This is a genomic window from Streptomyces ovatisporus (genome assembly GCF_042653885.1).
In the GTDB taxonomy this organism is placed as follows: domain Bacteria; phylum Actinomycetota; class Actinomycetes; order Streptomycetales; family Streptomycetaceae; genus Streptomyces; species Streptomyces ovatisporus.
In genome coordinates this window covers 406,613-419,705 of record NZ_JBHSFH010000013.1, presented here as the reverse complement: position 1 = coordinate 419,705, position 13,093 = coordinate 406,613, and the positions used below count along the sequence as shown (strand labels likewise).

The window sequence follows — 13,093 nt, the reverse complement described above, 5'->3', positions numbered from 1 at the left end:
CGAGAAAACCCAGAGTCAAGGACCGTGATCGACGTGAAGGTCGGCATCCCCCGCGAGGTCAAGAACAACGAGTTCCGCGTGGCCATCACCCCGGCCGGGGCGCACGAACTCGTACGCAACGGACACCAGGTCGTCATCGAGCGGGGTGCCGGCGTCGGCTCCTCCATCCCGGACGAGGAGTACGTCGCCGCGGGAGCCGGGATCCTCGGCTCCGCCGACGAGGTCTGGGCGACGTCCGACATGCTGCTGAAGGTCAAGGAGCCCGTCGCCGAGGAGTACGGGCGGCTGCGCAAGGACCAGACGCTCTTCACGTACCTGCACCTCGCGGCCTCCCGCGAGTGCACGGACGCCCTGCTGCAGTCCGGGACGACCGCCATCGCGTACGAGACCGTGGAGACGGGCGGGCGTTCGCTGCCGCTGCTGGCTCCGATGTCCGAGGTGGCGGGACGCATCGCACCGCAGGTCGGCGCGTACCACCTGATGCGTTCGGCCGGCGGCCGGGGCGTGCTCCCCGGCGGCGTGCCGGGTGTGCCCGCCGGGCGGGCGGTCGTCATCGGCGGCGGCGTCTCCGGCTGGAACGCCACGCAGATCGCCACCGGGCTGGGCTTCCACGTCACGCTGCTCGACAAGGACGTCAACAAGCTCCGCGAAGCCGACCGGATCTTCGGCACCAAGGTGCGCACGGTCACCTCCAACGCCTACGAGCTGGAGCGTGCCGTTCTCGACGCGGACCTCGTCGTCGGTGCCGTGCTGATCCCCGGTGCGAAGGCGCCGAAGCTCGTGAGCAACGAACTCGTCTCCCGCATGAAGCCGGGAAGTGTCCTTGTCGACATCGCGATCGACCAGGGCGGCTGCTTCGAGGACTCCCGGCCCACGACGCACGCCGAACCGACTTTCCAGGTCCACGATTCGGTCTTCTACTGCGTCGCCAACATGCCCGGCGCGGTGCCCAGCACGTCGACGTACGCCCTGACCAACGCCACGCTCCCGTACATCGTCGAACTCGCCAACCGCGGCTGGCGCGAGGCACTCCGGCAGGACGTGACGCTGGCCAAGGGCCTCAACGTCCATGAGGGAGAGGTCTATTACGGTCCCGTCGCCGAGGCGCACGGACTGCAGAGCCGCGAACTCGGCACGCTGCTGGGCTGATTCGGGACGTCGCACGGCAGAGTCAACCGCCGACGTCAATGCGGATGACCGCACGTCACCGGCCTGTTCCCGCACCCGGGGGGCAGGCCGGCGCCGTCGGATGGGCAGTGTGCCGGGGCGCTCAACTCGCCTTGCACGCAACCCTCTCGGCCGTTTCGCGCCGCACGCGGACGGGGTCCGTGGCGCTCATTGCCTCTTGACATCGGGGTGTTGGCTGCTCGACACATCGTGGCGTCTCCGGTGGATTGTGTTGCTGAGGACGCCCGACACGCCATAGAGTCGCCAAACGTCGGCATGGTGTCACGCTGACCTGTCTAGAAAGTTTCCTGGTCACCAAGGAGGTAGGACGACTTGTGAATGAGTCGACATTTTCTCCCGGGGGTGGTCGACCGGGAGCACCTGTGCGGGGCCAGGAGTCCTCGGGGTCCGAGGGTGTCGGCTCCGTCGCTGTCCGCACCTTCGCCGCCCACCGGAACGCAGCATCCACAACGACAGCCCACCAGAGCATGGACGGCCGCCAAGTGAACGCCATGGCCGGCAACTCCGCGGGCGACGAGTCCGCCGAACTCGCCGACTACAGTGACCCCCACCGCTTCGCCTACGGCGAGCTGCCCGAGGGGCACTTCTACGATCCGGACGCCGAGTACGAACCGGACCCCGAGTACGCGGCCACCCTCGCGCCCGACGCCGCACGGCAGCGCCGCGAACGCATCGGTCCCACCGGCCGCCCCCTTCCGTACTTCCCGATCCCCGGTCCGGTCAGCGAGCCCGGCCCGGCGAAGATCATCGCGATGTGCAACCAGAAGGGCGGCGTCGGCAAGACGACGTCGGCGATCAACCTGGGCGCGGCCCTGGCGGAGTACGGACGCCGTGTGCTGCTGGTCGACTTCGACCCGCAGGGCGCCCTTTCCGTGGGCCTCGGCGTCAACCCGATGGAGCTCGAACTCACGGTCTACAACCTGCTGATGGAGCGGGGGCTGGCACCCGACGAGGTGCTGCTGAAGACGGCGGTGGCGGGGATGGACCTGCTGCCGAGCAACATCGACCTGTCGGCCGCCGAGGTGCAGCTGGTCAGCGAGGTCGCACGCGAGTCGACACTTCAGCGCGCGCTCCAACCCCTGCAGAACGACTACGACTTCATCGTCATCGACTGCCAGCCGTCGCTCGGCCTGCTGACCGTCAACGCGCTCACCGCCGCACACAAGGTGATCGTGCCGCTGGAGTGTGAGTTCTTCGCCCTGCGCGGTGTCGCCCTGCTGACGGAGACCATCGAGAAGGTGCAGGAGCGGCTCAACCCCGAACTCGAGCTCGACGGCATCCTGGCGACGATGTACGACTCCCGTACGGTGCACAGCCGCGAAGTGCTGGCCCGCGTCGTCGAGGCGTTCGACGAGAACGTCTACCACACCGTCATCGGGCGCACGGTCCGCTTCCCGGAGACGACCGTCGCGGGCGAGCCGATCACGACCTACGCCTCCAACTCCGTCGGTGCCGCCGCATATCGCCAGCTCGCCAGGGAGGTGCTCGCCCGGTGCCACGCCGAGTGAGTCTCCCTGCAGCTGACGAACTGTTCCGCACGACCGGAGGGTCAGCCGTCCAGCCCTCGGCGCCCGCGTCCCAGCACACCGGCAACGGCGAAGACCCTGCCGGGAAGGAGACACCGGCGGCGGCACGCGTTCCCCCGCCGGCGTCGGAACTGGAGGAGGCGAACGCTGCCGGTGACACCGCCGAAGGCGCCGACCGGGCCGCCGCGGCGGCAGGCGACGACGACCGCGGCGAACACAGCGCCGTGGCCGAGGGGCAGGACCCCGGCAGCACGCAGGGCGGCACACCGCCGGGCGCGGACGGTCCCGCGGCTGGCGAGGGCGACGGAGAGCACTCGGGGCGGGAGAACACCGCACAGGGCAAGCAGACCGGCGGCCGGAGGCACACGGTGCCGGGTCAGAGCGGGCGCAGCCAGGGCGTACCGCAGAACGCGGGACGGGGCAGGGAGAACCCGGAAGGCGGCCAGGTCACGTCGGACGTGCCGCGCCTCGGCGGCCAGACGCAGGCCCAGCCGCTCCAGCCGGCCGCGGAGGTACGGGCGAAGGCACAGCCGAAGCCCAAGCCGGGCCGCGGCACCGAGCCGAGGACCCGGCAGGCCGCTGCACCTCGCCGCGGCCGTGGCGCGAACCGGCGCCCCAGCGGACGCGAACGTCACGACGAGAAGATCACCGTCTACGTCTCCGCGGAAGAGCTGATGGACCTGGAGCACGCGCGTCTCGTGCTGCGGGGCGAGCACGGACTCGCCGTGGACCGCGGCCGTATCGTGCGTGAGGCGGTGGCGGTCGTGCTCGCGGACCTGGAGTCGCGCGGCGAGGCGAGCATCCTCGTACGGCGGCTGCGGGGACGCTGACGGGTCCCGCGCCGGAAGGTGGCCGGGGTCGGCCGCGGCCCCGGGTCCCGGCGGACCACACGTGAAAGCACAGGCACATGAGTGAGCCGGAGCGCTTCCACAGGACCTTCCCCAGTACGCTGCCCGGCGATGCCCACTCCTGACCACGATGCCGACTCCGTACCCCGCGCCGCCCGCCGAAGCCTCGGGCGAGGGCCGGGGACTTCGTCGGCTCCGGGAGGCCCGGCCCCTGCTCCGCCGGCTGCGCCACACGAACCCGCAGCTCCTCCTCCGGAACATGTTCCGGAGGAGCAGGCTCCAGCGGAGTCGCTGCTCCCGGACGACGCCGCGGTGCCTGCCGGGCATCAGGAGCCCGAGGAGGCGGCGTCGGCTGTGGAGGCGGACGCCGGGCAGCCCCAGCCGGACGGCGACGCCCCACCGGACGCAGAGACCGGACCGGTCGAACCCGCCGAACCCGCCGAACAGAGCACACCCCCGCAGGGCGACGCTCCGCAGGAGGAGGAAGAGAAGGAGCAACAGGCCGCCGACGACGGGCGTTTCAAGGTCGTCCTCGACAATTTCGAAGGCCCCTTCGACCTCCTCCTGCAGTTGATCTCCAAGCACAAGCTCGACGTGACGGAGGTCGCACTCTCCAAGGTCACGGACGAGTTCATGGCCCACATCCGCGCCATGGGCCCGGACTGGGACCTCGACCAGACGACCGAATTCCTCGTCGTCGCCGCCACGTTGCTCGATCTGAAAGCCGCACGGCTGCTGCCCGCCGCCGAGGTCGAGGACGAGGCCGACCTGGCCCTGCTGGAGGCCCGCGACCTGCTCTTCGCCCGGCTGCTCCAGTACCGGGCGTACAAGGAGATCGCCGGAATCTTCGCCGGGCGCATGGCCGATGAGGCGCACCGTCATCCCCGTACCGTCGGACTGGAGCCGCACCACGCGGAGCTGCTGCCCGAGGTGGTCATCAGCATCGGTCCGGAGGGTTTCGCGCGCCTGGCGGTGAAGGCGATGCAGCCCAAGCCGAAGCCGCAGGTGTACGTCGAGCACATCCACGCGCCGCTGGTGAGCGTGCGGGAGCAGGCGGAAGTGGTGGTGGCGCGGCTGCGGGAGCTGGGAGAGGCCAGCTTCCTGCAGCTGACGGAGGACGCCGCGGACACCCTGACCGTCGTGGCCCGCTTCCTCGCCCTCCTGGAGCTCTACCGCGAGCGTGCCGTATCGCTGGACCAGGAGGAGGCGTTGGGGACGCTCACGGTCCGCTGGAGCGGCCCGGAGGACCTGGAGCCGCTGGTGACCGACGAGTTCGACCAGGAGCCCCCGCAGCCGGGAACGGAATCCGGAGCGGCGCCCGCCGCTGCTCCGGAGTCCGCGACCGGTCAGGACCCGGCGGGGTCCCCGGAGCCCGGAGAGGAGATCCGCGCATGAGCGAGGAGACGTACGAGGTCCAGGAAGCCCTCGAGGCGGACACCGCACGCGAGGCACCCGCGGAGCCGCAGGAGGACGGGAGCGGGCCGCAGGAGGGCGGCGTGGCGGAGCTGGAGCTCAAACCCGCCCTCGAGGCCGTGCTGATGGTCGTGGACGAGCCCGCCACGGAGGAACACCTGGCGAAGGTGCTCGGCCGCCGGCGCCGTCAGGTCTCGGACGCGCTCCGCGAACTGGCCGACGAATACGACCGGGAGCGGCGGGGCTTCGAGCTGCGCCTGGTGGCGGAGGGCTGGCGATTCTACACGCGGCCCGAATTCGCCGAAGCCGTCGAGAACTTCGTGCTCGACGGGCAGCAGGCGCGCCTCACGCAGGCCGCGCTGGAGACACTCGCCGTGGTCGCGTACCGCCAGCCCGTGAGCCGTTCAAGGGTCTCCGCCGTGCGCGGAGTCAACTGTGACGGCGTGATGCGTACGCTCCTCCAGCGCGGCCTGGTGGAGGAGGCGGGCGCGGAACCCGAGACAGGTGCGATCCTGTACAGGACGACGCATTACTTTCTGGAACGGCTGGGCCTCCGCGGTCTGGACGAGCTTCCGGAACTGGCGCCCTTCCTCCCTGAGGCCGAGGCCGTCGAGGGGGACTCCCAGGAAGGCATGCCGTCGTTCGACGTAGACGACAGCGGCGACGAAGTCCTTGACAGAACGCAGACGGATCATTGATGCGAAGCAGCGGCAGCAACACCGGCGGAAACCGACAGAACAGGGGCGGGGGCAAGAAGCCGTCACCCCGCGCAGCCGGAGGGGGCGCAGGAAAGCAGCAGCGGGCGGGACGCCCGCGGCCCGAGGAGCGCCGCTACGGAAAGGGCGAGGGGCAGGCGGAGGCCGGTGCGCGCAAGGCGGGCTCCCGGCCGGACGGGCGGGGGCAGCGGCCCGGGCAGGGCTCCCCGAAGAACTCCCCGAAGAGCTCTCCCAGGAACGCTCCGAAGGGCGCCCCCAAGGGGAGCGCGGGCAAGACCTCCGCGGGCGGTCCGAAGGGATCGGCGGCCAGGAGCGTCGCGGCGAGGAACGCCGCCAAGAGCGGTCCCGGGAAGGTGACGAAGTCCGGCGCTCCGAAGGCACGCGCCCGCAACGCCTCCGCTCCTGCCCGGCCCCGCGAGTACGACGCCCAGATCGAGGCACGCAACCGTGCCCGGCACAGCAGGCCGCCCCTGAAGCTGCCGAAGACCTTCGGCGAGCAGGAGGGCGAGCGGCTGCAGAAGGTCCTGGCCCGTTCCGGCATGGGCTCCCGGCGCGCCTGTGAGGACCTGATCGAGCAGGGGCGGGTCGAGATCAACGGAGCCGTGGTCGTCGAGCAGGGCGTCCGCGTCGATCCCGACAAGGACGAGATCAAGGTCGACGGACTGACCATCGCGTCCCAGTCCCACGTGTTCTTCGCGCTCAACAAGCCGGCGGGTGTGGTCGCGTCGATGGAGGACCCGGAGGGGCGCCAGTGCCTGGGCGACTACGTGCAGAACCGGGAGACCCGTCTCTTCCACGTCGGCCGGCTCGACACCGAGACCGAGGGCCTGATCCTGCTCACCAACCACGGTGAGCTGGCCCACCGCCTGACCCACCCCCGGTACGGGGTGAAGAAGACCTACCTCGCCGCGATACAGGGGCCCCTCCCGCGTGACCTGGGCAAACGGCTGAAGGAAGGCATCAAGCTCGACGACGGCTACGCGCGGGCCGACCACTTCAAGGTCGTCCAGAACACCGGCAAGAACTACCTCGTCGAGGTCTCCCTGCACGAGGGGCGCAAGCACATCGTGCGACGCATGCTCTCGGAGGCCGGTTTCCCGGTCGACAAGCTCGTCCGCACCCGCTTCGGGCCGATCGCGCTGGGCGACCAGAAGTCGGGGTGGCTGCGCCGCATGACGAATACGGAGGTCGGCATGCTGATGGACGAAGTCGGCCTCTGAACCGCCCCAGTCGGCGGGCCGGGGCGGTGCGGCCGACTTCAGGGTCCGTGTCCCGGGGCCGGGCCGCCCGCCCGGTCCTGAGCGGCGGCCCGTCCCCGCCGGTCGCGGCCGTCTCAGTGGGCGGTCCGCCCGTACGCGCGCACGGCGTGCGGATCTACGCTGGAGCGGGCAGCAGCACGTCGCACAGGGAGCGGAGCAGGCACGTGGCGGTACGAGCGGTGCGGGGAGCCGTCCAGCTGGAGCGGGACGAGGCCGGGCACATGCACGATCAGGTCTCGGCTCTCATGACGAGCGTGCTGGAACGCAACGGCCTCACTTCCGGCGACCTGATAAGCGTCTGGTTCACCGCCACCCCCGACCTGCACAGCGACTTTCCCGCGGCGGCCGCCCGCAAGCTCGGCATCGTCGACGTACCGCTCATCTGTGCCCAGGAGCTGGACGTCGCCGGAGCCATGCCGCGTGTGGTGCGCGTGCTCGCCCACATCGAGTCGGACCTGCCCAGGTCCGAGATCAACCACGTGTACCTCGGCGCCGCCGCCGCACTCCGCAAGGACATCGCCCAGTAATGCGTACAGCCCTCGTCGTCGGCACGGGCCTCATCGGCACCTCGGCGGCGCTCGCCATGACGGGCCGCGGCGTGCGGGTGCACCTCCGGGACAGCGACCCGCAGAGCATCCGTACGGCGGCGTCCCTCGGAGCCGGAACGGACAGCGAGCCGGAAGGCCCCGTCGACCTCGCGGTGGTGGCGGTGCCGCCCGCGCATGTGGCGCGCGTCGTCGTGGACGTGCAGCGCCGTGGCCTGGCACGCGGCTGCATCGACGTGGCCAGCGTGAAGGGCGGCCCGCGCCGGGAACTGCGCGAGCTGGGCGGCGATCACGCCGGCTACCTGGGCAGTCACCCCATGTCGGGCCGTGAGCAGAACGGCCCGCTCGCCGCCACCGCCGATCTCTTCGAGGGACGGCCGTGGGTGCTGACCCCGACGCCCGAGACGGACACCGAGGTGCTCAACCTCGCGCTGGAACTGATCGCGCTGTGCGGCGCCGTGCCCGTGGTGATGGACGCCGACGCCCACGACCGTGCCGTCGCGCTCGTCTCGCACACGCCGCAGCTGCTCTCCAGCATGATCGCGGCCCGCCTGGAATCGGCGGACGAGACGGCGGTACGCCTGTGCGGCCAGGGCATCCGGGACGTCACGCGCATCGCGGCGTCCGACCCGGGGATGTGGGTCGAGATCCTCGCCGCCAACCCCGGTCCCGTGGCGGACATCCTCGCCGAGGTCGCAGGCGACCTGGACGAGGCGGTACGGGCTCTCCGGGAGCTCGACTCGGCGGACGAGGAGAAGCGGGGCGCCGGCGTCGCCGGCATCGAGGACGTCCTGCGCCGCGGCAACACCGGCCGTGCCCGGGTACCCGGCAAGCACGGCCAGGCTCCCGCGGCCTACCGGACGGTGGCGGTGCTGATCAGCGACCGCCCGGGGGAGCTGGCGCGCATCTTCGCCGACGCCGGTGCCGCCGGCGTCAACATCGAGGACGTCCGGATCGAGCACGCCACCGGTCAGCAGGCCGGTCACGTACAGCTCATGGTGGAGCCGGGCGCCGCGGCGGTGCTGGAGTCGGCGCTGCGCGACCGGGGCTGGTCGCTGCGGCAGGTGTGAGGTCCGCACCGGCAGAACTGGGCGGTCCCGGCAGCCGGTAGCCTTGGCCCGTGGCCGTTCGGCCCACGCCTGCCCTGCCCGTGTAGAGAAAGGTCCTCCCCAGCGTGTCTGCAGTGATTGTCGCCATCGACGGCCCCTCCGGCACGGGCAAGTCCAGCACCTCGAAGGCGGTCGCAGCGGCGCTGGGGCTGAGCTACCTGGACACCGGCGCCCAGTACCGGGCGATCACCTGGTGGATGCTGACCAACGGCGTTCCCGTCGACGACGCGGAGGCGGTGGCGGCCGCCTCCGGCAAACCCGTGATCGTGTCCGGCACCGACCCGGCCGCGCCCGCCATCTCCGTGGACGGTGCGGACGCCTCGGGCCCGATCCGTACCCAGGAGGTCACCGCAGCGGTGAGCGCCGTCAGCGCGGTCCCCGAGGTGCGCACGCGCATCACCGGTCTCCAGCGTTCGATCGCGGCCGAAGCGGCGGGCGGCATCGTCGTCGAGGGCCGGGACATCGGCACCACGGTCCTTCCCGACGCCGACCTGAAGGTCTTCCTCACCGCTTCGCCGGAAGCACGCGCCTCCCGCCGCAGCGGCGAGCTGAAGGGCAAGGAGGCCACCGACCTCTCCACCACCCGCGAGGCGCTGATCAAGCGGGACGAGGCCGACTCCAGCCGCAAGGCGTCCCCGCTGAAGAAGGCGGACGACGCCGTCGAGGTGGACACCACGGAACTCACCCTGGACCAGGTCGTCGAGTGCGTGGTGACGCTCGTCGAGAAGGCGGCGGCGGAGAAGTCCCGCGGTGCCGGACCGGCCGAGGCGGCGACGGTGAACGAGAAGGCGGGGCAGATCTCCAAGTGACGTCGACCGGGGGAGCACCCGGCGCGCGGGGGGCCGCGACGGGGCGCCGTATCGGCCTCGGCCTGATGCACGGCCTGTGGCGTCCCCGCGTGCTCGGTGCCCGGCGTGTGCCGGCGAGCGGTCCCGTGATCCTCGCGGTCAACCACTCGCACATCATCGACGGGCCGATGCTGATGGGCATCGCACCCCGCCCCGTGCACTTCCTCATCAAGCGGGAGGCGTTCACCGGGCCGCTCGGCCCGTTCCTGCGGGGCATCGGGCAGATCGAGGTCGACCGCAGCACCGCCGACCGGGCAGCGGTCCTGCGGGCGCTGGCCGTGCTGGAGGGCGGCGGAGTGCTGGGCATATTTCCCGAAGGCACGCGCGGCCAGGGCGACTTCGCCTCGCTGCGCTCCGGGCTCGCCTACTTCGCCGTACGCTCGGGGGCGCCCGTCGTCCCGGTGGCGGTGCTGGGCAGCAACGACCGTCCCGGCAGGCTCGTCAAGGCACTTCCGGCGCTGCGCAGCCGGGTGGACGTGGTCTTCGGAGACCCCTTCGAGGCGGGAGACGGCAGCGGGCGGCGTACCCGAAAGGCGCTCGACGAGGCGACAGTACGCATCCAGCGGAGGCTGACGGAGCATCTGAAGGAAGCACGGCGGCAGACGGAACGCTGAGCCGACCCGGTGCCCGGCGGGCCACCGCACACAGCACCACGGGCCGTACGCCGGGGGAACGGCCGGCCCGGCAGACTTGCAGCAGCGAGCCGCGCGGAGACCTCCGGGCGGACGCGGATCACCTGAACAGGAACGACGAGGACGAGACGGCATGAACGACCAGAACCAGCACGGCGACGAGCCCGCGCACGAGCACGGTGAGCTCGGCGACGCCGAGTTCGCCCAGTTCATGGAACTCGCCGCAGAAGAAGGCTTCGAAGCCGAAGAGGTCGAGGGGGCCCTGGAGGAGGCCTCGCACGGTCCCCTGCCGGTGCTCGCCGTCGTCGGCCGCCCCAACGTCGGCAAGTCGACTCTTGTGAACCGCATCCTCGGCCGGCGCGAGGCCGTCGTCGAGGACCGTCCTGGCGTGACCCGGGACCGTGTCACCTACGAGGCCGAGTGGGCGGGCCGCCGTTTCAAGGTCGTCGACACCGGCGGCTGGGAGCAGGACGTGCTCGGCATGGAGGCGTCGGTGGCCGCCCAGGCCGAGTTCGCGGTCGAGGCAGCGGACGCCGTCGTCTTCGTGGTGGACGCCCAGGTCGGCGCGACGGACACCGACGAGGCCGTCGTACGGATGCTGCGCAAGGCCGGGAAGCCGGTCGTGCTCTGCGCCAACAAGGTCGACGGACCGACGGGTGAGGCCGACGCCGCCTACCTGTGGGGCCTCGGCCTCGGCGAACCGCACCCGGTGTCCGCCCTGCACGGACGCGGTACGGGCGACCTGCTCGACGTGGCGTTGGAGGCGCTGCCCGAGGCTCCGGAGCAGACCTTCGGGGCCGGCGGGGCCGGAGGCCCGCGGCGTGTGGCGCTCATCGGCCGTCCGAACGTCGGCAAGTCCTCTCTGCTGAACAAGGTCGCCAAGGAGGATCGCGTCGTCGTCAACGAGACGGCGGGCACCACCCGCGACCCGGTCGACGAGCTGATCGAACTGGCCGGCCGGACCTGGATGTTCGTCGACACCGCGGGTATCCGGCGCCGCGTGCACCTCCAGGAGGGCGCCGACTACTACGCCTCACTGCGCACCGCGGCGGCGCTGGAGAAGGCCGAGGTCGCGGTGGTGCTGATCGACGTGACGGAGTCGATCAGCGTCCAGGACCTGCGCATCATCACCATGGCCGTGGAGGCCGGGCGGGCACTCGTCATCGCCTACAACAAGTGGGACAGCATGGACGAGGAACGCCGGTTCTACCTGGAGCGGGAGATCGAGAGGGACCTCGTCCAGGTGCGCTGGGCGCCGCGGGTCAACATCTCGGCCCGTACCGGACGGCACATGGAGAAGCTCGTACCGGCCATCGAGACCGCGCTCGAAGGCTGGGAGACCCGCATCCCCACCGGGAAGCTCAACTCGTTCCTCGGTGAGATCGTCGCCGCCAACCCCCACCCCGTGCGGGGCGGCAAGCAGCCCCGCATCCTCTTCGGCACGCAGGCCGGTATCAGGCCGCCGCGGTTCGTGCTGTTCGCCTCGGGTTTCCTGGAGGCGGGCTACCGGCGCTTCATCGAGCGGCGGCTGCGCGAGGAGTTCGGCTTCGAGGGGACGCCCGTGCACATGTCGGTACGGGTGCGGGAGAAGCGCGGCAAGAAGAAGTAGCGGCCGTCACAGGCCGGTTCGGCGCCGCACTCGCAGTGGCGTGCGGCGCCCGGACGACGGCGGGGCCGTCGTCAGCGTCCGTACGTGTTTCCGTTGTGCTGGCCGGGAGGCAGCGCGGCAGGCTTGCTGCCGGTGCGCTTCGGCAGCAGCTCGTGAGGCCACTCGCCGCCGCTGCGCCAGCTGCCGCCGTCCAACTGGCGGGCGGCTGTGCCGTGCATCGTGCCGAAGCCCTCGAACCGCAGCTCCTCCTCGCCGGAACGGTCGCCGGGAAGCGTGCGGAAGAGCCTGCTGTACTCGGCGTACAGGGCGTCGTAGATGGGCGTGCCGGAGCCGGGTGAGGGCGATTCGCGGCTGTGGCGCATGCCGGGGATGAGTCCCTGGTCGCGGTACGGGTGGTGGGCTCGGGATGGTTCGTAAGGCTGCACGTCTGGCCAAACGACCGCGCCGCCCGGCGGATGCGGGGCGGCGCGGCGAATGACCTGTTCGCAGGGGTGGGTCAGGGGCGTACGTGCGAACGGGGCCCGCCCGGGACCGCCCGGCCTCCGGCCCGTCCGTCCGACTCGCCCGTCCGGCCCGTCCGGCCCGCCCGGCACGGCCCGGACGGACAGGGCGGTGCCGTCAGCCCTGGAGGGGCATCGCGGCGGCGACCAGCACTCCTCGCGCCGCGGCCTGAACCAGAGCCTCCCGCAGCAGGTCCTCGCGCGGCTGCCGGCCGATGGAGCCGGTGGGGGCGGCGTAGACGAGCACCGTCCCGTGCCGGTTCGCGGACTCCCGCCACTCCTCGGTGACGGGCAGTGCCTGGTGGGCCTGCCACCACGCCGTGGGCTGGAGGGCTCCGTCGGACGGCGGCTGGAGGATCGCGTGCAGCTGGCCCATGGCGACCAGCACCGACCAGCCGGCCACGGGTGCCGGCAGCTGTCTGAGGCCGGTGACCGGCTGGAAGCCCTGTTCGGCGAGGAGGGGGAGGAAGTCGTCGCCGGGGCCGCTCGCACCGGGGCGGGCGATGCGGGAGGTCGGTTCGACGACGACGGCGGCGTGGACGGTCTCCTCGATCAGGACCTGGCCGCAGGTCACGCTCAGCACGGCCCGCTCCGGGGTGGGAGGGCCGGTGCCGGCGGGCGCAGCAGGCCGGGGGGCCGCGCCGGTTGCGGCGGTGCCGCGCGCCATCCCGTGCGGGGCGGGAGCCGCCGGGCCGGCGGTGCCGGACGGGGCGGCGGCGTAGCCGGCAGGGGCCGGGACACCCGCGCTGTCCGGATAGCCGTACTCGGCGCCGTAGCCGCCTCCGTAGTGAGAACCCTGACCGGGACCTTGGGCGGGCCCTGGACCGGGACCCTGACCTGGGCCGGGGCTCTGACCGGGGCCGGACGCCCAGCCGTAGCCCCCGCCGTGGCCCGCGGCCG

The 13,093-nt window shown here is 71.8% G+C and carries 12 protein-coding genes; 11 read left to right on the top strand and 1 reads right to left on the bottom strand.

Features of this window, described 5'->3' with window-relative positions; all coding sequences use genetic code 11:
• The first annotated feature begins 33 nt into the window (after window positions 1-33).
• From ald to der, 11 genes are all read left to right on the top strand, one after another.
• Window positions 34-1,149: an alanine dehydrogenase gene (ald, locus tag ACFPA8_RS23240; RefSeq protein ID WP_386451531.1), complete on the top strand. Its 1,116-nt coding sequence runs from the start codon at window positions 34-36 to the stop codon at window positions 1,147-1,149.
• A 353-nt stretch (window positions 1,150-1,502) separates the two neighbouring features.
• A complete protein-coding gene (locus ACFPA8_RS23235) occupies window positions 1,503-2,696 on the top strand; it encodes a ParA family protein (RefSeq protein WP_386451438.1) in 1,194 nt (397 codons plus the stop codon).
• Window positions 2,693-3,544, top strand: a complete 852-nt coding sequence (locus ACFPA8_RS23230; protein WP_386451436.1) for a hypothetical protein — start codon at window positions 2,693-2,695, stop codon at window positions 3,542-3,544. Before ACFPA8_RS23235 ends, ACFPA8_RS23230 begins: the two co-directional genes overlap by 4 nt.
• Window positions 3,545-3,673: 129 nt before the next feature.
• Entirely contained in the window at window positions 3,674-4,957 is a 1,284-nt protein-coding gene (locus ACFPA8_RS23225) for a segregation and condensation protein A (protein WP_386451435.1), read from the top strand.
• A complete protein-coding gene (scpB, locus tag ACFPA8_RS23220) occupies window positions 4,954-5,673 on the top strand; it encodes an SMC-Scp complex subunit ScpB (protein ID WP_386451433.1) in 720 nt (239 codons plus the stop codon). Before ACFPA8_RS23225 ends, scpB begins: the two co-directional genes overlap by 4 nt.
• Window positions 5,673-6,911: a pseudouridine synthase gene (locus tag ACFPA8_RS23215; RefSeq protein WP_386451431.1), complete on the top strand. Its 1,239-nt coding sequence runs from the start codon at window positions 5,673-5,675 to the stop codon at window positions 6,909-6,911. The genes scpB and ACFPA8_RS23215 overlap by 1 nt, the downstream gene beginning before the upstream one ends.
• A 203-nt stretch (window positions 6,912-7,114) precedes the next feature.
• Window positions 7,115-7,477 carry a chorismate mutase gene (aroH, locus tag ACFPA8_RS23210; RefSeq protein ID WP_386451429.1) on the top strand — a complete coding sequence of 121 codons (363 nt, stop codon included), beginning with the start codon at window positions 7,115-7,117 and terminating at the stop codon, window positions 7,475-7,477.
• On the top strand, window positions 7,477-8,565 hold the full coding sequence (locus ACFPA8_RS23205) for a prephenate dehydrogenase (RefSeq protein ID WP_386451427.1): 1,089 nt from the start codon (window positions 7,477-7,479) through the stop codon (window positions 8,563-8,565). Before aroH ends, ACFPA8_RS23205 begins: the two co-directional genes overlap by 1 nt.
• A 104-nt stretch (window positions 8,566-8,669) precedes the next feature.
• On the top strand, window positions 8,670-9,413 hold the full coding sequence (cmk, locus tag ACFPA8_RS23200) for a (d)CMP kinase (protein ID WP_386451425.1): 744 nt from the start codon (window positions 8,670-8,672) through the stop codon (window positions 9,411-9,413).
• A gap of 65 nt (window positions 9,414-9,478) precedes the next feature.
• Entirely contained in the window at window positions 9,479-10,066 is a 588-nt protein-coding gene (locus tag ACFPA8_RS23195; RefSeq protein WP_386451529.1) for a lysophospholipid acyltransferase family protein, read from the top strand.
• A gap of 151 nt (window positions 10,067-10,217) precedes the next feature.
• On the top strand, window positions 10,218-11,693 hold the full coding sequence (gene der / locus ACFPA8_RS23190) for a ribosome biogenesis GTPase Der (protein WP_386451423.1): 1,476 nt from the start codon (window positions 10,218-10,220) through the stop codon (window positions 11,691-11,693).
• A 71-nt stretch (window positions 11,694-11,764) separates the two neighbouring features.
• Here der and ACFPA8_RS23185 read toward each other — a convergent pair whose 3' ends face one another.
• The gene (locus ACFPA8_RS23185; protein ID WP_386451421.1) at window positions 11,765-12,055 is read right to left on the bottom strand and encodes a hypothetical protein; all 291 of its coding nucleotides are present in this window, start codon (window positions 12,053-12,055) and stop codon (window positions 11,765-11,767) included.
• Window positions 12,056-13,093 lie beyond the last annotated feature (1,038 nt).

Excerpts from the sequence above, each read along its gene's own strand:
- ACFPA8_RS23225 (WP_386451435.1), top strand. The coding sequence starts at position 3,674 with ATGCCCACTCCTGACCACGATGCCGACTCCGTACCCCGCGCCGCCCGC.
- scpB (WP_386451433.1), top strand. The coding sequence starts at position 4,954 with ATGAGCGAGGAGACGTACGAGGTCCAGGAAGCCCTCGAGGCGGACACC.
- ACFPA8_RS23215 (WP_386451431.1), top strand. The coding sequence starts at position 5,673 with ATGCGAAGCAGCGGCAGCAACACCGGCGGAAACCGACAGAACAGGGGC.
- ACFPA8_RS23205 (WP_386451427.1), top strand. The coding sequence starts at position 7,477 with ATGCGTACAGCCCTCGTCGTCGGCACGGGCCTCATCGGCACCTCGGCG.
- ACFPA8_RS23195 (WP_386451529.1), top strand. The coding sequence starts at position 9,479 with ATGCACGGCCTGTGGCGTCCCCGCGTGCTCGGTGCCCGGCGTGTGCCG.
- der (WP_386451423.1), top strand. The coding sequence starts at position 10,218 with ATGAACGACCAGAACCAGCACGGCGACGAGCCCGCGCACGAGCACGGT.
- ACFPA8_RS23185 (WP_386451421.1), bottom strand. The coding sequence starts at position 12,055 with ATGCGCCACAGCCGCGAATCGCCCTCACCCGGCTCCGGCACGCCCATC.